This window comes from Timonella senegalensis JC301, assembly GCF_000312125.1.
Classification (GTDB): domain Bacteria; phylum Actinomycetota; class Actinomycetes; order Actinomycetales; family Cellulomonadaceae; genus Timonella; species Timonella senegalensis.
The window spans coordinates 23,282-41,427 of the sequence record NZ_HE978641.1 but is presented as its reverse complement, the minus strand read 5'-3'; the positions used below and the strand labels follow the sequence as shown (position 1 = coordinate 41,427).

At 61.5% G+C, this 18,146-nt stretch carries 16 protein-coding genes; 8 read left to right on the top strand and 8 right to left on the bottom strand.

The genetic code is table 11. The features are described from left to right. Positions 1-954, top strand: a 954-nt coding sequence (locus tag HGSM_RS00160) for a pseudouridine synthase (RefSeq protein WP_019146716.1), incomplete at its 5' end; no start/stop codon positions are given. On the opposite strand, the gene HGSM_RS00155 is transcribed toward HGSM_RS00160, so the two are convergent. Further along, on the bottom strand, positions 951-1,679 hold the full coding sequence (locus HGSM_RS00155) for an exonuclease domain-containing protein (RefSeq protein ID WP_019146715.1): 729 nt from the start codon (positions 1,677-1,679) through the stop codon (positions 951-953). The genes HGSM_RS00160 and HGSM_RS00155 overlap by 4 nt on opposite strands. 103 nt (positions 1,680-1,782) lie before the next feature. On the opposite strand from HGSM_RS00155, the gene HGSM_RS00150 reads away from it, so the two are divergent. After that, positions 1,783-2,913 carry a GuaB3 family IMP dehydrogenase-related protein gene (locus HGSM_RS00150; protein WP_019146714.1) on the top strand — a complete coding sequence of 377 codons (1,131 nt, stop codon included), beginning with the start codon at positions 1,783-1,785 and terminating at the stop codon, positions 2,911-2,913. A 367-nt stretch (positions 2,914-3,280) separates the two neighbouring features. Here the strand turns inward: HGSM_RS00150 and HGSM_RS00145 are convergent, their stop codons facing one another. Then, positions 3,281-4,477 (bottom strand): acetate/propionate family kinase, encoded by a 1,197-nt coding sequence (locus HGSM_RS00145; protein WP_019146713.1) that lies wholly within the window; start codon positions 4,475-4,477, stop codon positions 3,281-3,283. A 24-nt stretch (positions 4,478-4,501) separates the two neighbouring features. Further along, entirely contained in the window at positions 4,502-6,628 is a 2,127-nt protein-coding gene (gene pta, locus HGSM_RS00140; RefSeq protein ID WP_019146712.1) for a phosphate acetyltransferase, read from the bottom strand. Positions 6,629-7,108: 480 nt separating this feature from the next. Between pta and HGSM_RS00135 the strand changes: the two genes are divergently transcribed. Beyond that, positions 7,109-8,026 carry an SURF1 family protein gene (locus tag HGSM_RS00135; protein ID WP_019146711.1) on the top strand — a complete coding sequence of 306 codons (918 nt, stop codon included), beginning with the start codon at positions 7,109-7,111 and terminating at the stop codon, positions 8,024-8,026. A 6-nt stretch (positions 8,027-8,032) separates the two neighbouring features. Here HGSM_RS00135 and HGSM_RS00130 read toward each other — a convergent pair whose 3' ends face one another. The 4 genes from HGSM_RS00130 to HGSM_RS00120 form a co-directional block, all read right to left on the bottom strand. Then, positions 8,033-8,515: a YceI family protein gene (locus HGSM_RS00130; RefSeq protein WP_019146710.1), complete on the bottom strand. Its 483-nt coding sequence runs from the start codon at positions 8,513-8,515 to the stop codon at positions 8,033-8,035. Between the two features lie 32 nt (positions 8,516-8,547). Then, a complete protein-coding gene (locus HGSM_RS14250; RefSeq protein ID WP_019146709.1) occupies positions 8,548-8,712 on the bottom strand; it encodes a hypothetical protein in 165 nt (54 codons plus the stop codon). Between the two features lie 219 nt (positions 8,713-8,931). Beyond that, positions 8,932-10,719 (bottom strand): ABC transporter ATP-binding protein, encoded by a 1,788-nt coding sequence (locus tag HGSM_RS00125; protein WP_019146708.1) that lies wholly within the window; start codon positions 10,717-10,719, stop codon positions 8,932-8,934. Next, positions 10,716-12,452, bottom strand: a complete 1,737-nt coding sequence (locus HGSM_RS00120) for an ABC transporter ATP-binding protein (RefSeq protein ID WP_230197454.1) — start codon at positions 12,450-12,452, stop codon at positions 10,716-10,718. The genes HGSM_RS00125 and HGSM_RS00120 overlap by 4 nt, the downstream gene beginning before the upstream one ends. A gap of 129 nt (positions 12,453-12,581) precedes the next feature. Here HGSM_RS00120 and HGSM_RS00115 point away from each other — a divergent pair, with 129 nt between their 5' ends. The 5 genes from HGSM_RS00115 (at position 12,582) to HGSM_RS14970 (ending at position 17,744) form a co-directional block, all read left to right on the top strand. Continuing rightward, positions 12,582-12,983, top strand: a complete 402-nt coding sequence (locus tag HGSM_RS00115; RefSeq protein WP_230197453.1) for a DUF3817 domain-containing protein — start codon at positions 12,582-12,584, stop codon at positions 12,981-12,983. A 4-nt stretch (positions 12,984-12,987) separates the two neighbouring features. Beyond that, on the top strand, positions 12,988-13,692 hold the full coding sequence (locus tag HGSM_RS00110) for a hypothetical protein (protein ID WP_154646191.1): 705 nt from the start codon (positions 12,988-12,990) through the stop codon (positions 13,690-13,692). Between the two features lie 86 nt (positions 13,693-13,778). Continuing rightward, positions 13,779-15,359: a glutamine-hydrolyzing GMP synthase gene (gene guaA / locus HGSM_RS00105; protein WP_040594192.1), complete on the top strand. Its 1,581-nt coding sequence runs from the start codon at positions 13,779-13,781 to the stop codon at positions 15,357-15,359. 120 nt (positions 15,360-15,479) lie between these two features. After that, positions 15,480-16,091, top strand: coding sequence for a hypothetical protein (locus tag HGSM_RS14675; protein ID WP_019146703.1), 612 nt, complete (start codon positions 15,480-15,482; stop codon positions 16,089-16,091). 222 nt (positions 16,092-16,313) lie between these two features. Further along, a complete protein-coding gene (locus HGSM_RS14970) occupies positions 16,314-17,744 on the top strand; it encodes a hypothetical protein (RefSeq protein ID WP_019146702.1) in 1,431 nt (476 codons plus the stop codon). 83 nt (positions 17,745-17,827) lie between these two features. On the opposite strand, the gene HGSM_RS14520 is transcribed toward HGSM_RS14970, so the two are convergent. Then, a complete protein-coding gene (locus HGSM_RS14520) occupies positions 17,828-18,124 on the bottom strand; it encodes a hypothetical protein (RefSeq protein ID WP_019146701.1) in 297 nt (98 codons plus the stop codon). Positions 18,125-18,146: the final 22 nt, after the last annotated feature.

Genomic DNA, 18,146 nt, shown 5'->3' with positions numbered 1-18,146 from the left:
GACTTGCCCCGGGGTGCGCGCATGCGCACCAAGGATGAGGCCACGGAGCTGAGCCGCGGCGAGATCTCGGACGAGCGCATCGCCGCGCCGTCTTTTGACCTGCTCGTGGACTGGGTCAACTGGAGATTTGGGGAGCAAGCGAGCCCCATCGTCGAAAAATTGGTCCGTGGTGAGATTGTCGACGAGCTTGGTCGCCCTTGGCAGGTCACGTCGCCGTATCGTGCCGGTGCGCTGATTTTCTTTTACCGCGACCCTGAGCCAGAGGTCCGCGTTCCGTTCGAGGTGGAGGTCATCTTCGAGGACGACGATCTGCTGGTTGTGGATAAGCCGCACTTCCTTGCGTCCACACCCAAGGGTGCGTACGTTGTGGAATCCGTGCTGGTGCGCGTGCGCAGGGCGATGAACATGCCTGAACTGTCCCCGGCCCACCGTCTGGACCGCGTGACAGCCGGCGTCCTGGTGATGACCAAGCGCCAGGAACTTCGCCACGCCTACCATGATCTGTTTGCCAAGCGCACGATCCTCAAGACGTACGAGGCCGTGGCGCCGTTCCGCCCGGATCTGGAACTGCCCGCGGTGGTGCGCTCACGGCTCAAGAAGGAGCCGGGCATCATGACCGCGCAGACGATCGAGGGCGAGCCGAACACGGAGAGCCTTGTGGAACTTCTGGGCACGCGGGAGGTGGACCCTGCCACGCACGGCGGTAACTCAGTGGTGGGGCTGTACAAACTCACGCCTCACACGGGTAAGACTCACCAACTTCGCATCCACATGGCTTCACTGGGTCTGGGGATACTCAACGACAACTACTATCCACAGTTCTATGATGTGGATTCGACCGACTATCGCAACCCGTTGCAGTTGTTGTCCCGTTCGATCGAGTTTGAGGATCCGTTCACGGGCGATACGCGGCGGTTTGAGTCTCGGCGGACGCTCGACCTCTGGGCGGACTAGAAGAGCGTCTCCGTGGGCACTTCCTGACCCAGCCACTGCGTGGACACGTCTGCAGGGCGCCCTTGGCGCGACAGGAACGCGTTGAAGTTCTCTGCCCAACTCTTGTGGGCCTGCGCTTGGTAGGTGTGCAGTACGTCCAGTTCCCGCGCCGCCAGCTCGGGGTAGCGCTGAGCCATCTTGGCCAGCAGGTCAAGGGTAGCGATAACGTCTGCGTCCGCCGTGTGGAAGGTTCCAGTCTCTTCAACACCGTAGATCTGGCACAGGTCGATGAGCTTGCGCTTACCCTTGCGGTACCGGTCGAGCGCGCGGTCGAGTACGAGCGGGTCGATGACGGGGGAGAAAGTCCGAGCGATGCGCGACTCCACGGTGGGGAGCCCATAGCGCGACAGTTCGGCTTCAAGGATCGACACATCGAAGGTCGCGTTGAAGGCCACGAGCGGGTGACCGGACGCTAAGTGCGCAGCGATGACCTGGGCGATCTCCTCGAGAGCGACCGCGGGCTGCTGTCCGAACTCCCGCGCATGCTCTGTAGTCACGCCGTGGATATTGGAAGCCTCAACCGGGATGGGCACGCCCGGGTCAATCAGCCAGGTGCGCACGGTGGTCTGAGACCCTGACCGCATGACGATGGCCGCCGTGACAATGCGATCTGTGTCGGTGGCCACTCCCGTGGTTTCGGTATCGAAACCCAAAAGGGGTCCGCTGGTCCAATCTGGTGCGTTCACAAGAATTTCCTTTGCTCCTGGTTCACCCCAAGCATGACAGCCGCCACTGACATTAGGACCTTCACACGCCATGAACCGAGGAAAAACGCGATAACCTGTAACGGTGACTAATGAGATTGAGATTGGCCGAGGAAAGCGCGGACGCCGCGCGTTTACATTCGACGACATCGCGGTAGTTCCATCGCGTCGTACTCGCGACCCCGAGGATGTCTCGACCGCCTGGCAGATCGATGCCTACCACTTTGACCTTCCGATCATGGCTGCACCAATGGACTCCGTGATGAGCCCAGCAACTGCGATCGCACTGGGCAAGTTCGGTGGACTCGGGGTTCTTGACCTTGAGGGTCTGTGGACCCGCTACGAGGACCCGACCCCTCTGCTTGCAGAGATCGAGACGCTCGACCCAGCCACGTCCACCTCCCGCATGCAGGAGATCTACGCTGAGCCGATCAAGCCCGAGCTGATCACCGCACGCCTCAAGGAGATCCGTGAGGCAGGAGTAACCGTTGCTGGTTCTCTTTCCCCTGCGCGTACTCAGGAGTTCTACAAGACCGTTGTGGAGGCCGGTGTTGACCTGTTCGTCATTCGCGGCACCACGGTCTCGGCTGAGCACGTGTCCAGCCAGAGCGAGCCTCTAAACCTCAAGCGTTTCATCTACGAGCTCGACGTTCCCGTCATCGTGGGTGGCGCTGCCTCCTACACCGCTGCTCTCCACCTCATGCGCACCGGTGCTGCCGGCGTGCTCGTGGGCTTCGGCGGCGGTGCTGCACAGACCACTCGCACCACGCTCGGTATCCACGCACCCATGGCAACCGCTGTTGCTGACGTAGCTGCTGCTCGCCGCGATTACCTCGACGAGTCCGGTGGACGTTACGTCCACGTCATCGCTGACGGCGGCGTGGGCCGCTCAGGTGACCTCGTCAAGGCATTCGCTTGCGGCGCTGACGCAGTTATGATCGGTGCGGCACTTGCCCGAGCCGAGGAAGCACCGGGCAAGGGCTTCCACTGGGGACCTGAGGCTCACCACCCGTCGCTGCCACGCGGCGAGCGCGTCAAGGTCGGCACGTCCGGCTCCCTCGAGGAGATCCTGTTCGGCCCTGGCCGCCAGGCCGATGGCACCCTGAACCTTGTTGGCGCCCTCAAGCGCGCAATGGCCACCACGGGTTACTCGGACCTCAAGGAATTCCAGCGCATCGAGGTCGTTGTTTCTCCTTACCAGAGCAGCACCGACTGATTCATTCGCCTGTCACGATGGGCCCATCCGCTTTTGCGGGTGGGCCCATCGTGTTTCCCCGTCCGACCCCAAACCCTCATCGAGAGTATTCCTGAGCCCACTCTCGACGTCGAGAGTGGGCTCAGGAATACTCTCGATCGGACGGGGGAGGGCTGGGTCGGGGGCGGGCGCTGGAAGTGCGATGAATCGTCGTGAATAAATTATCGACGATTGTGTCGGGCAACCAGCGCCCCGCCCTGCCATGGCGGATGGTGCGACCCGACGAGCGGCCGGCACGGCCGCCATGCAATGGGCACAACGCAATTGGCCGGCCACCCCATGCGGGGTGGCCGGCCAGCTGTGTTTGTCTAGCTAAGAAAGCGCGTTATTACTTAACGAACTCTAGGGTCTGACGCGAGATTTCGAGCTCCTCGTTGGTTGGGACCACGAGGACCTTGACGGTCGAGTCGGGAGCCGAGATGATGCGTGGCTCCTTCGAGCGCACCTCGTTGAGCTCTGGATCGAGCTTGATGCCAAAGCCAGCCAGGCGACCGATCAGGTCAGCACGAACCATGGCGTTGTTCTCGCCCACACCAGCGGTGAAGGTGATGGTGTCCGGCAGACCGCCAAGCACGCCCATGTAGGAGCCAACGTACTTGAGGAGGCGGTGCACGAACACGTCGAGTGCGACCTTGGCGTCCTCGTTGCCCTCCTCGATGAGGCCGAGGACCTCACGGAAGTCGTTGTGCCCGCACAAGCCCTTGAGACCAGACTGCTTGTTGAACATGGTGTCGATCTCGTCGATCGAGTAGCCGCCCTCGCGGTACAGGTGGAAGACCACAGCAGGATCAATGTCACCGGTACGGGTACCCATGACAAGGCCCTCGAGTGGGGTTAGACCCATTGAGGTGTCAACAGCCTTGCCGTTCTTGATCGCGGACACCGAGGCACCCGAACCGATGTGCAGGACGATCTGATCCGTCTCCTCAAGAGGCTTACCGATGGTCTGCGCGGCCAGGTTCGACACGAACTGGTGGCTCGTGCCGTGGAAGCCGTAGCGGCGGATCGAGAACTTTTCAGCTACAGCCTTGGGCAGTGCGTACGTGTACGACTCCGCTGGCATCGTCTGGAAGAACGAGGTGTCAAAGACAACCACGTGAGGGACATCTGGGAAGAGTTCACGAGCAACCTCAAGGCCCTTGACGTGACCAGGGTTGTGCAGGGGAGCGAGCGGGATAAGCTCGCGGATCTGCTCAACAACCTCATCGGTGACCAGAGTTGGCTTAGGGAAGACCGAGCCACCCTGGACGATGCGGTGGCCCACGGCCACAACGTTCGCCTCAGCGAGGTTAGGACCGTACTGCTCGAAGAGCTCCAAGACCTTGCGCAGACCGTGACCGTGGTCATCGATCTTTAGCGTCTCGGTGTAGGCGTGACCGCCGAACTTGTGCTCGATGATGCCAAGGTCCTCGCCGATCTTCTCCACGATTCCAGAGGCAATCGCGGTGCCGTCAGTGGGGGAAATCAGCTGGTACTTGACCGTAGACGAACCGGCGTTAATGACAAGAACTGTTTGGTTGCTCATAGCGAAACGGTGCTACTTTCTAGATCAACGTGCTTCGGCTGCGAGAGCCGCAGCTTCGATTCCCTGGGCCTGGATTGCGGTAATCGCAACCGTGTTCACGATGTCCTGGACGAGAGCGCCACGGGACAGGTCGTTAACAGGCTTGCGAAGACCTTGGAGGATTGGGCCCACGGCCACGGCGCCAGCAGAACGCTGGACGGCCTTGTAGGTGTTGTTACCGGTGTTGAGGTCGGGGAAGACGAACACGGTAGCGCGTCCGGCAACTGCCGAGTCTGGGAGCTTGGAGGCGGCCACGGAGGCGTCCACAGCGGCGTCGTACTGGATCGGGCCCTCAACCTCGAGGTCGGGGCGACGGGTCCGTACGATCTCGGTTGCCTGGCGCACCTTGTCGACGTCCGCGCCGGCGCCGGAGTCACCGGTCGAGTACGAGAGCATTGCGATGCGTGGGGCAACGCCGAACTGGGTTGCGGTCTCGGCGGACGAGATTGCGATGTCCGCGAGCTGCTCCGCAGTTGGGTCTGGGTTCACGGCGCAGTCACCGTACACGAGGACGCGGTCCTCGAGGCACATCATGAACACCGACGACACAACCGAGGTGTCTGGGGTGGTCTTAATGACCTCGAATGCTGGGCGGATCGTGTGAGCGGTGGTGTGCGCGGCACCGGAAACCATGCCATCTGCATATCCGAGCTGGACCATCATCGTGCCGAAGTAAGACACGGAGGAGACGATCTCGCGGGCGCGCTCAACGGTGACACCCTTGTGGGCGCGAAGACGAGCGTACTCCGCAGCGAACTCCTCGAACATCTCACCAGAGTGGGTGTCCAAGACTGTGGCGTCCGCGATGTTCAGACCGAGCTCGGTTGCGCGGGCACGGATAGTGGCCTCGTCACCGAGGATGGTGATGTCGGCGACCTGGCGCTGGAGGAGGGTGGATGCGGCGCGCAGGATGCGGTCGTCCGTGCCCTCTGGAAGGACAATGTGCTTCTTGTTCTCACGGGCACGGGAAAGCAGTTCGTACTCGAACATGAGTGGGGTGACCGCTGCCTCAGGGCGCTCAACTTCAAGAGCCTCGAGCAGTGCCTTGCCGTCGATGTTCTGCTCGAACAGAGCCATCGCGGTGTCGACCTTGCGCTGCGATTCCTTGGACAGGCGGCCGCGGACGCGAGAAGCGTTGGACGCCGTGTTGAACGTGCCGAGGTCAGTCTGGATGATTGGGACCGAAGGTTCGATGTCGTCCAGCAGGCGGGAGACCGACTCCGGTGGGAAGAATCCACCGTTGAGGATGATTCCGGCGAGCGAAGGGAAGGACTTGGCGGTTTGGGAGGTCAGCAGACCAAGGAGTACGTCAACGCGGTCACCCGGGGTGATGACGACGGCACCGTCAATGAGCTTGCCCAGCAGGTGCTCAAAGTTCATGGCGCCGACCTGGACGTCGAGAACCTCGCGGCCAAGCAGCGTGTCATCGCCGTTGACTAGGCGGCCTTCGACTGCCTTCATCAGCTGACGCACGGTTGGAGCCGTGAGGAATGGTTCCTCTGGAACAGTCCACACAGGAGTGTGGGTGCTCTCGAAAGCGGCCTTGACTACTGCTTCCTCGCCGGGCTTGGTGCGGTTGATGACCGTGCCGAGGATCGAGGCGTGGTTGTTAGCCAGTTCGCCGGCCGAGACCTCGAAGAGCTGGTGGATTGCCTCGGGGGTGCGACCCGCGCCCGAGAGGACAAGGAGAACCGGTGCCCCAAGGTTGGCGGCGATGCGCGCGTTGAATGCGAGTTCGGTTGGGCCCACAACGTCCGTGTAGTCGCTTCCAACGACGACAACGGCGTCGCACAACTGCTCGACCTCGTGGTAGCGGTTGATGATCTTGGCCAAAGCCTCATCAGGGTTGGCGTGGACCTCTGCATAGGTAACGCCGACGCTCTGCTCGTACGTTAGTTCCACGCCGTCGTGTTCGAGAAGTAGCTCGAGGACGTAGTCGCGCTCGACGTCGTCATCCTTGGTGTTGTTTGCGCCGTTGCGGGTGATGGGGCGGAAAACGCCGACGCGTTGCACCTGGCGGGTTAGTAGGTCGAGGACGCCAAGGGCAATCGTCGATTTTCCTGAGTCTCCCTCTGGGGAGGTGAGGTAAACGCTTCTGGTCTTGCTGCTCACGGTGATGCCTCCGGGCTATGTGTGTTTCAGTCCGCACGGGTATTGGTGGCTAAGAAGAGGAACGACCAACCGGTAACGCAATGTGCTTGCCAGTCGGTTAATGACGCCTATGGTCATGATGTCATGTGTACCGGCAATATTGTCACGTCGATCGCGGTTTCTCGTCCCCTCGAAGTCGCGGGTATTTACACCGTTGCACTCCGTGCGGCCTTCATACGTTTATTCTTTTTGGCGCGGGCCCAATTCTTCTAGGCCTTAGGGACTAGTCAATGCTTCAAATGTGCTCAAAAGGTACAGTTTTACTCGTGAAATGTGTCACGACACTGCGTCATAATGAGGGCGCGAGTGACGGTGTTCACCTGCCTGGTCCGGGGTGAAGTTGATAGTGGCGCCGCAACCCAAAAGTTCCCAGACGCGCAGGTGACCAACAACTCAAGCACCTCATGCCCACTTGCGGCGAGCCGCTATTAGGCTGGGAGGGTGCAGCCCGAAACGCTAAACCTTGACACGCCCAAAACGTCCAAGCCCAAGGCAACCCTTGGGCAGGTACTGCGTGCGTCCGTGCAACCCAAGAACCTCGCACTCCTCGTGCTATTCCTGGCAGCGGCCGCGGTATGTGCTCGGCTGGGAGTGTGGCAGTTGGAGCGGGCGTACGAACGCGCTAACCTCGCGCGTGAACACGAGGTCGCGGAAGCGGAAGTCGCTGCGCCACAGATGCTCGGTGAGGTGCTCAAGCCGCAGGTGACCTTCGGAGGCAACCTCGTGGGCAAGCGCGTCCAAGTGCAGGGCGAGTTCGAAGGCGAGAACACTGTCCTCATCCCAGGGCGCGCGGTCAACAACACCTCGGGGTACCTCGTGGTTCAGTCGCTCCGAGTCACAGAGGATGGAACGGGCGGCGCCTCGTGGGAAAACCTGTCCGGAAGCCCACGGCTCCCCGTGGTTCGCGGCTGGGTACCGGAAGGCGCGGTGGATGCGTCCGGTGCGCTGAACAACACCTACGCTCTTGCCACTGCTGAACCCCAAGGTGAAGTGAGCATAGAGGGCTGGCTGCAAGCCTCCGAATCCACCATCCCAGATGACCTGCCGGCAGGCCAGAGTAGCTCAATCTCGTCCGCGCACCTTGCTAATTTGTGGGGCGGGCCGATCTACAGTGGTTACCTCGTAGCCAACGAGATGAACCCACAACAGTCCACGGACCTCACGTACCTGCCGCGCCCCACGATCGAGGGCGGCAACGGCGCAAACCTCCAGAACTTTTTCTATGCACTGCAATGGTGGCTGTTTGGGTTCTTCGCGGTTGCGATCTGGCTCCGCACCGTGGTTGACGATGCCCGCAAGCAAAACAAGACCGGCCCGGCAAACCCATTCGACCTCGTGGACGAAAACACGGCAAAGTAGCTCTGCCTATTTGGTCAGGACGAGCGAGAACTCCATGGTTCCTGTGTCCTCGACAACCACGAACGTCAGGTCCGGTGCGGAAACTCCATAGTCCTCAAACGTGATCGGGATGGACCCCACAACGTCAATGTGCCCCTTGGAAAACTGCGCCGAAAGGTCGACCCCCACGGGGACGTCCGTGCCGTGAATGTTCATTGTGCCCTTCGCCTTGTACGCGATCGGCTTGCCGCTGGCAATGTCCCCGGCGCTGCCCAGGTCTACTGGTTCGGTAAGCGTGAAGGTCGCGGTCGGGAGCTTATCTGTGCTCCAAATGCCCTGGAACGCGCTATCGCGGTTTGAGTTATCAGTGTGGAAGCTTGTCATGTCAACGGCTACTTCCGCGGTGGTCAACTTCTCGGACGTGAACTCAGTGGTTCCCTCTACCTGGGTTGAGCGCCCAGTGACGGTTGCGTCTAGGCCACCCAAGACTTCGTTGACGCGGTAGCCCACGACCGAATCGCCCGAGGCCTTCCAGGCTCCAACTAGTTCGTCGGGGAGGCCATTTCCACGGCAGTCCTGGTGGGCGAGGGCAGCGCCAGTTCATCCTTCGCCTGCGAGTTGACTACCCAGATGTAAGTGAAGATCGCGGCAACGATGAGGGCGGCAACCACGGCGAGCCCGATTGAAAGTTTGACTACCTTGGACATACTTCAAGCGTGACAGAACGCTTACCAAAAATGCGTGGTGAAGTAAGAAGTTTGCTACGCAGTGACTCATTGCGTCCGAGTGGCAACCCACGCATTGCCTGGCCAGTTTCACCACCTAAAAACGCCGTGTGGCGGACACTGAAACTGTCCGCCACACGGCGCTTTTGACGAGATGCATCCGCTCCGGCTCCAGCAAGGGCTAGGGAGCAGACACCCCGGCTACTTCTGTTGCCACGAGTGCCATAGGTCGGCGTAGTCGCCGCCGTTGGCCACGAGCTCGTCGTGAGGGCCGATCTCGCTGATCTGTCCTGCGGTGACAACCGCAACGCGGTCGGCATCGTGTGCAGTGTGCAGTCGGTGCGCGATCGCCACCACGGTTCGGCCAGAAAGTACGGCGTTGAGAGACTTCTCGAGGTCACGCGCAGCGCGTGGGTCGAGCAGGCTCGTTGCCTCGTCCAAAATGAGGGTGTGCGGGTCGAGGAGCACGAGCCGGGCCAAGGCGATCTGCTGAGCCTGGGCAGGGGTGAGCGTGTGCCCACCCGAACCGACCTCCGTGTGCACGCCCTCGGGCAGCTTGTCAGCCCACTCAAGTGCACCCACTGCGCCTAGCGCCCTGCGCAAGTCCGCCTCCGTGGCATCAGGGGATGCGAGCAACAGGTTCTGCGCCAAGGTGCCCACAAAGACGTGGTGTTCCTGGGTCACGAGCGCGACGTGGCCGCGCAGGTCCTCGAGCGGAAGATCGATGAGCGGCACGTTACCCACGGTCACCGAACCACCAGTGGGAGGGTGGATGCCTGCGAGCATCCGACCCAGCGTGGACTTCCCTGCGCCAGAAGGCCCAACCACGGCAAGGCGTTCACCGGGTGTGAGCTCGATGTCGATGCCGTGCAGAACGTTGTGTCCCTCGCGGTAGGCGTACTCGATCCCCGAACCGGAGATCGTCTCGTGCTCGGGTTCTACGTCCCGAGCTACGCGGTCAGTCTCAACCTGCCCGACTCCGATAATGCGTGCCATCGAGGTGGCTGCGACCTGCGACTCGTCAAGCCAGAACACAAGGTCCCAGATCGGGCCGACGAGCATCGTGGTGTAGAGGAGGACGGTGGTGACCGCACCCACGCTCGCGTGACCCTGGGAGACCATGAAGGCACCCCACAGCAGCACGAGAATCGGGGCGATTGCGAACGATAGGTCCATGCCCGGGATGAGCACGGTCCGGAGGTTCAGCGTCCGGCGCTCCGCAGCCATGGCTCGATCGATGCCGTTCTCAACTAGCTCTCGGCGCGCGGCGGTCAGCGAGAGGGACTCAATCGTGCGGGAGCCCTCAACGCTTTCGGTCACGTCCGCGTAGATCTGGGCGTAGGCAGCCGATTCCTCGATGTACGCCTTAGGTGCCCGTGGGAGGTACCAGCGACCCACAAAGTACAGCAGTGGAAGCCCCGCAACTACGGCAAGTGCAACCAGAGGAGAGGTGAGGAAGGACGCGATGAGAGTGATGATCACAGTCGCCGCGGACACCAAGATCTGGGGCACACCGAACCGGACGGTGTGTTGCACGCGGTTGATGTCGTGCGTGGTGCGGGAGACTAGGTCTCCCGTACCCGAGCGCTCGACCACGGAGAGGGGGAGCCCCACCGCGGTGTCGAGGAAGTTCTCACGTAACTGGGCAAACACGTTCTCGCCGAACACCATAGACAGGCGCCGGGCAAAGCGAGTGATGAGCGACTGGCAGGCAATCGCCGCAACGAGGATCGCAACAGACAGGTTCACATAGGTTGTGGTCGCACTCTGCGCTGTGACCGCATCAACGAGGCGCCCGATGATGACCGGACCTGCAAGCCCGGCGATCGCAGCGAACGCATGCATGACAACGACCTTGATCAGTGCGCTGCGGTTGTCCTTGACGAGCCCCAGTGAGTAGGTGCGCACGGACTTGCCGTCGGCGATGGGCAGAAGGTTGGGGTCAACAACTGGAGCGTTCGACTCTTTAGCTTGCGCTTCGGTGGTCATGCTAGGTCAACTCCCTTCGTGTGTGATGCCGTGTCCGCACCAACGGATGCGGTCTCTGGTTCTTTTGTGAGGTCGCGCCCCACGATCTGACGATAGGTAGCCCCTAGCTCACCGTCGTCGGACATGAGGCCCGAGTGGGTGCCTGTGCCGAGGATCTTGCCGTTGTGGCCGAGAACCTGGATGGTGTCCATGTGCTCGAGCACGAGCGGGCTCGCGGTGACGATGAGTGTTGCCTTGCCCTTGCGGTACCCACCGAGCTCACGCCCGATGCGTGCTTCGGTGTGGGCATCCACAGCGCTCGTGGGCTCGATCAGGACGAGGTAGTCCGCCGAGGTCAGCAGTGCGCGTGCAAGTGAGACACGCTGGCGCTGACCGCCGGAGAGCGAGCGACCCTTCTCCGGGAGATCGGAGTCGAGACCCTCTGGAAGGGATTCGAGAACATCGTGAGCGTCGGAGATCTCAAGCGCTCGCAGAATCGCGTCGTCGTCGGTGCCGGGGCGGGTAGCAAGTCCGTTACGCAACGTCCCCGCGAAGATGTGGGGGGTGGCCTCGGAGAGGACCAGCGAGTGCCGCAGTGTGTCCTTGTCAAAGTCCTTCAACGTGACCCCGCCAAAAGTGACAGGCGTATCGGACTCAGCAGAATCGTCGAAACGCGTCATTCGGGTCGCGATAGCGGCCGAAGCGTCAGGGTCAGCCGCAACGAGCGCGGTCATGACGCCGGGGCGCAGGACCGTGCTGGAAACCGTGTCAACCAGAACAGCGTCCGCTGGAATCGACGTGATGCTGCCCGTGTCTGGCGTGTTGTTCTCAACGCCCAGCACTTTGAGGATGCGCTTGACGCCAACCTTGGCGCGGGTCGCAATCTGGACCATCTGGATGAGGTTCTGCATGGGCCACGTGAGGAAGGACGCGTAGCCGTAGAACGTGACCAGCTGACCCGGGGTGATCGTGCCGTTGGCGGCCTCCATTGCGCCGATCCACAGCACGAGCGCCACGAACAGGCCAGGAAGAAACACCTGCAGGCCGTCCATGGTGGACTGTACCTTGGCCACATCAACGCCGGCGTCGCGGACCTTGCGGGACTGCTCCTTATAGCGTTCCGTGAACACGGACTCGCCGCCGATGCCGCGCAGGATGCGCAGGCCGGTGACGGTGTCCGAACCGAGGGACGTGAGGCGACCCGTCACTTCACGCTGGTACTCCTGCCGCTTTTGCAGCGGCTTGATGAGGAAGGTGAGGATCAGGGCAACCGCCGGAAGCCCCAGCGCAACGATGAGGCCGAGCTTGAGGGAGGCATTCAGCATGATGATGCCGACCACCACATAGGTGGCCACAGAGCCCATGAAACGCGCCGCCTGGAAGTACAGATCGCCCAAACGGTGCGCGTCCGATGTCACAGAGGACACGACTTCACCGGTGGGGAGTTCCTCGCGGATGGCGTCACCGGTAGAGTTCACCGTCTCGCCGATGAGGCGTGAGGTGGTCAGAGCCGCCCGCAGCCACGACAACACGTCGAACCGGTGGCCGATTGCGGAGGCAGCGACCTGAATGAGGCCGGCCGCAAGCATCACGCCAGCCCAGGTGAGGACTCCGCGCGAGACGCCGTTCTCCAGTCCGGAGTCAATCGCCCGACCGATCGCGAACGGCATGACTGCCTGGGCAGTGAAAGTAATGATCCCGAGCGTCACGGACGCGAACAGCACGCCAGGTTGCTTGGATGCGAGCCATATCACGAACTTGATTGGGGTAGCGAGCGACCCTGCTTCGGGCCGGGCTATAGGTATCTTCCACACAGGGTTTACATTAGATTGAACACCTGACATTGGTTCAACCTTTTTTCCACGTGGACACCCACGCAGCACATGAAAGCGGTAGCAATGACCTCGGCGAATACACCAAATGAGGGCGAAAAGATCATTACCAAGGCGGAGTCGGCTCTCTCCCGGTACCGCGTTATGGCCATCGTCACAGGTGTAATGCTTCTGCTCCTCGTCGTCGAGATGCTGATCGTCTACGTTTTCAAGGCGACTCACCTCAAGCCTTACATCGCGTGGATCCCCTTCGCGCACGGCTGGATCTACGTGGTGTACCTGATCACGGTGGTCGATGTGTGGTCGAAGATGCGCTGGCGCTTCGGTCGCTTGCTTTCCATGATCCTTGCCGGTGTGGTTCCGGTGCTGTCGTTCATCGTTGAGCACAGGGTCACTCTGGACGCGCGCGCACGTATTGCAGCCGCCCGCGAACTGTCCAACTCGTCCATTTAGTTTTATGAAAACTGCGGCGGGAGTCTTGTGCGGACGCCCGCTTGCGGGTGCCCTCGGGACGCTTGTAGCGTCGCTGACGCTTCTTTTCGGTGCGGTCGCCCCCGCGGGGGCAGCGGGCAGCCCGTCGCCCGCTCCCTCGGAGCATCGCGCCGCCATGGTGGACCGGCTCACGGAACAGGGATACGTGGGACCGCTGTGCCCAACAAACACCGTTCACTCGACCTCCCAGCCCGGTTCGCTCGCTGCCCTGTTTGAGGGAGAGCAGTTGGCAACTGTGGCGTGTGGGCCTGTGCGCTATGCGCAGGCAGCCGCGCAGGGCGCCCGCATGGCGCGGGACGCCCAGACGGATGGCGCCCAGTGCGCGCTGGCCTTGCCAGCGGGGAAGATCATCGACGATTGGGCTGGCTCGCGTGCACTTGGTGCGGCGGGTGGACGTGGGGAGATGTGGGTGTGCGGGTCCGTGGACTCGGTGTGGGCGCAGCGTGGCGGCACGACCTACGGAAACGTGTTCCTGACTCCGCGAACGCTCGATGAGTTGCGTGCGGACCCGACTACGCCGGACCTTCTTACCCATGAGTACGCGCACTTTGTTCAATGGCAGCTGCTCGGGGCTCGGTTCCCTGGTGAGTATGCGAACGCTGGTGTTGATGCCTGTACGAACATCTTTGAGATAGCGGCAGGGCTTGGGGACGGCAACTATCAGTGTTGACTGAGCGTGCTTAGGATCACTGTAATTACGCCTCTCTACGCGAGATCTCTAGGCGACGGGCCGACGTAAACAAGTAACATGGTGGGGTGACTCAAACTCAAGGCTCCCAACCACGACCAGTCCTAGTGGTCGACTTCGGTGCCCAGTACGCCCAACTCATCGCGCGCCGTGTGCGTGAGGCAAGGGTGTACTCCGAAATCGTCCCTCACACCTTCACGGTTGAGCAGATGCTCGCCAAGAACCCAGCCGCGATCATCCTTTCGGGTGGACCTTCCTCCGTTTATGAGGAAGGCGCTCCTTTTGTTGATCCAGCACTGTTCGAGGCGGGCGTTCCCGTACTCGGCATCTGCTATGGCTTCCAGGCAATGGCATCCGCACTTGGCGGAACTGTTGCCCAGACCGGCGTACGCGAGTACGGCGGAACCGACGTAGCTGTCAGCGAATCAGGTGTACTCCTTACTGGCTCCCCAGAGAGCCAGCGCACCTGGATGAGCCATGGCGACGCCGTGCACCAGGCGCCGGATGGCTTTGCCGTTCTCGCGACCTCCCCAGGTTCTCCTGTGGCGGCGTTTGAGGACGCCAACCGTAAGCTCTTTGGAATGCAGTGGCACCCAGAGGTTAAGCACTCTCTCAATGGCCAGGACGCCCTTGAGAACTTCCTGTACAAGGGTGCGGGCCTCGAGCCTTCGTGGACCCCTGACAACGTGATTGCTGACCAGATCGCGCTCATCCAGGAGCAGGTCGGCACCGACCGCGTTATTTGCGGACTGTCCGGCGGCGTGGACTCCTCGGTGGCAGCAGCACTTGTACAGCGCGCGATCGGTGACCAGCTCACCTGCGTGTTCGTGGACCACGGTCTGCTGCGCTCGGGCGAGGTAGAGCAAGTCAAGAAGGACTTTGTTGCGGCAACCAACGTTCGTCTCAAGGTCGTTGACGCTCGCGAGCAGTTCCTGACCGCGCTTGCCGGCGTATCCGACCCTGAGACTAAGCGCAAGATCATCGGCCGTGAGTTCATTCGCACGTTCGAGGCTGCAGCACGCGAGATCGTTGAGGAAGCTGGGGAGTCTGGTTCAGAGGTTAAGTGGCTCGTGCAGGGAACCCTGTACCCAGACGTTGTTGAATCCGGTGGCGGTGAAGGCGCGGCGAACATCAAGAGCCACCACAACGTGGGTGGTTTGCCAGATGACCTCCAGTTCAAGCTCATTGAGCCACTGCGTGCTCTCTTTAAGGACGAGGTCCGTGCAGTTGGACTCGAACTGGGTGTTCCAGACGAGATCGTGTGGCGTCAACCATTCCCGGGCCCAGGTTTGGGTATCCGAATCGTGGGTGAAGTTACCGCTGAGCGCCTTGACCTTCTGCGTGAGGCAGACGCGATCGCACGTGAGGAACTGACCAAGGCCGGTCTTGACCGCGAGATTTGGCAGTGCCCAGTGGTTCTGCTCGCAGATGTCCGCTCCGTGGGTGTCCAGGGCGATGGCCGTACGTACGGTCACCCCATTGTTTTGCGCCCTGTGTCCTCCGAGGACGCGATGACCGCGGACTGGTCACGTCTCCCATATGACGTGCTCGCAACCATCTCTACTCGCATCACGAATGAGGTGAAGGACGTCAACCGAGTGGTACTCGACGTCACTTCCAAGCCGCCAGGCACCATCGAATGGGAGTAAATTTCTAAGAAAGTCGTAGGCATAGGTACTTATGCCTACGACTTTCTATATCAGGCCAGTTATAAATGGATTGTTGGTTCTTAGACATCACCACTCACTCACTGAAAGCGAGTCAACCCAATGTCCACCAAGGTCACGGTTAACCAGAACAAGTCCGTTCGCACGATCGGATTCATCACCGCAATCGTCGGCATCATCATGCTTGTCGTTGGAGCCGTTGCATACGGCATGGTCGGTTCGTTCCTCAAGGACGAGCGCATCACCGTTCCAGCAGACGCATCGAGCTTCGCAGGCAAGCCTGTAGCCGGCCCATTCACCGCCTTCTCCCAGGCGGACATCATCAACGTCCACGCTCTTGCGCCAGCAAAGCCTGAGACCCTCGACCCAGCAATCACCGACGCCGCAGCGTTCGCAGAGGAGCTCGGTGGCAAGACCTACGCTGAGCTCGGCGAGCTGGCTGGCGAGTGGAAGGCAAAGGCAGCTGAGCTGACCGGCGCAGAGGCAACCGAAGCACAGGCAAAGGCTGACGCAGCTTCCGCAAAGCGCGCCACGGTCATGAACGGTTCGTTCCTCCGCGCATCGCTCTTCACCTCGGTTGTTGCATTCGGTGTCTCCGCACTCGTCATGGGTGTCGGCGTCCTCTTCGCACTCGTTGGTTGGGCATTCATCAAGGTTTCGAACGGCCCAGCAGTCGTCACCGAGACCGCACGCGCAGCAGGCTCCGATCTCTGATCGTATTCGCTGAGCGAATGACGAAAGACTAGTTCTTTCGAAACAAACACCACAGCGGGCCCCCACATTGTGTGGGGGCCCGCTGTGCGTTCTGTGGGAGCGTAGGCCACTGTGAGTTGAGAAGGTAACCCGGGCGGGATGCCGGGCTTCCCGCGTGGGACATAGCGCGGCACCTGCGTGTTCGGTAGATTCTAAGAGTCATTCACTCTCGCGGGGAGAACCATGAGTTCCAAAATAACGATCAACCCGAGCCCTAGCGTCTCGGCAGTAGGTCTGGCGTCTCTCGTCGTCGGGCTCATCATGATTCTCGCTGGCGGCAGCACGTGGGGACTGGTTTCCCAGCAGCTAGCCAACGAGCGCATTACGGTGTCGCAGGATGCGCCCTTCTTGGCGGGCAAGGCGAACGTCAACGATCCGTTCTCAGCGTTTGCGCAGGCCATGGCTATCGATAAGCACGCTCGAGACATGTCAGGCGGCAAGACCTACGCGGAGCTTGATCAGAGCGACCCCGTACGCGCGGACGTCATGAATGCATCTTTCCTGCGATCCTCATTGTTCGCATCCGTGGTGGCCTTCGGCGTTGCAGCGTTCGTTGTGGGCCTTGGAGTCTTGTTCATGCTGACGGGATGGGGACTGCGTAGGCTCGCCGGTGGCCCACCCGTTGTGATCGAGACCGAGGACGAGGGCGACATCTACGTTGACGGACCCAACCGCGAGACCTTCATGATTGATTCGGAACAGGACAAGGCCAGCCGGGCAGAGCGTCGGGCGCGCAAGCGTGCCGAAAAGGACGCTGTAGCGGAAGACGCGCTTGTAGATGACAGTGACGCGCTGGTCCACGGCGCCGTTCCCGAGACCACAAACACCTACCGCGACGAAGACTACGTCGACGCAGTCGTGTCCGAGTCACCGGACGCCGTAGCCAACTTTGCGGCAACAAACGGTTCGATCGGCCAGCCCGCTCCAGTACGAACCCCCGTGACCTCCCTGTTCACCCAGGTTGAGCCTTCCGTGCCCTCTCCGGTCACGCCAGCCGGTGACCGAGAGTCGTTCGATCCGCACGCGAGCGAATCTGCCAGCCACGATACAGACGTGACCTCAGGGCTGGTACCAGCACAATCGTCGATAATCAGTTCCCAAACCACCAACACGCCGGGCGTCATCGGAGTGTCTTCGCCGGCCGAGGCCGGAACGGACACGGACGTGTACGTGGCGGGTGGCGAGTTGGGCGAGACAGTGATGCAGCAAGCTGACGCGCTTGGAACCTCTGAACCGGTCCTTGACACGCCGCAGGCCACCCCGCCCGCGCCGGAGGTGGAAAAGAAAAAGGGATTCCGGTTCTCCCGCTCGGAACGAGCGCTCAAGGAATCGCGTGTTCGTGCGGACCGCGACTCAGCGATCACGGGGATGACCGGCACCATCCCTATCGTGGGCGGGACGCGTGGGGCAAACCCACTGCGAGATGCAGAGACTCCGATCTCTGCGAACAGCTCGACCTCAGCGCCCACCTTCGCCTCGGCCGCGTCTGCGCGATCGGTCGCGAGCGGCGCAAGTGGTGCGAGCAGCACGAGCGCGCAAGACATCGACGACGACCCGCACCCGCAGACGGGCGCCATCGGCTGGCAGAGCCCACAGGACAGGCTCGGCAACTAGTCAGGCCGCACGCACACATGGCGAGGGCCCCTCGAATCTTATGGATTCGAGGGGCCCTCGCCATGTTTAGGTGCCCAGCGAGCCTATCGGCGAATCGTCCGCACGAGCGAACCGACCACGAGGGTCAAGCCGGAAACACCCAGGATGATGATCCCCGCAAGCTGCGTGTCGAACTCGAGGCCTGAGGCCCGGGCGATGACGAGCAGCCCGACCAGCGTGAGAATCAGACCCCACACGATCGTGGTGAACCGAACTTTAGTGGAGTACTTGATGGGCTCGGTGCCGGGGCGTGCAGATACGGGTGGCTGCGTAGAGGCCGCAGTCGGTGCTTGAGCTGGGGAGTTCGCACTTGCGGAGCCCCAGAAGTCGTTGTTGCTCATGATGCTACCTCCGTGATGGTGA

Bases quoted from the DNA above. Each gene is read 5' to 3' on its own strand.
- HGSM_RS14970 (WP_019146702.1), top strand. From the start codon at position 16,314: ATGAGTTCCAAAATAACGATCAACCCGAGCCCTAGCGTCTCGGCAGTA.
- HGSM_RS14520 (WP_019146701.1), bottom strand. From the start codon at position 18,124: ATGAGCAACAACGACTTCTGGGGCTCCGCAAGTGCGAACTCCCCAGCT.
- HGSM_RS14675 (WP_019146703.1), top strand. From the start codon at position 15,480: ATGTCCACCAAGGTCACGGTTAACCAGAACAAGTCCGTTCGCACGATC.
- HGSM_RS14250 (WP_019146709.1), bottom strand. From the start codon at position 8,712: ATGTCCAAGGTAGTCAAACTTTCAATCGGGCTCGCCGTGGTTGCCGCC.
- HGSM_RS00115 (WP_230197453.1), top strand. From the start codon at position 12,582: ATGAAAGCGGTAGCAATGACCTCGGCGAATACACCAAATGAGGGCGAA.
- HGSM_RS00110 (WP_154646191.1), top strand. From the start codon at position 12,988: ATGAAAACTGCGGCGGGAGTCTTGTGCGGACGCCCGCTTGCGGGTGCC.
- HGSM_RS00145 (WP_019146713.1), bottom strand. From the start codon at position 4,477: ATGAGCAACCAAACAGTTCTTGTCATTAACGCCGGTTCGTCTACGGTC.
- HGSM_RS00125 (WP_019146708.1), bottom strand. From the start codon at position 10,719: ATGACCACCGAAGCGCAAGCTAAAGAGTCGAACGCTCCAGTTGTTGAC.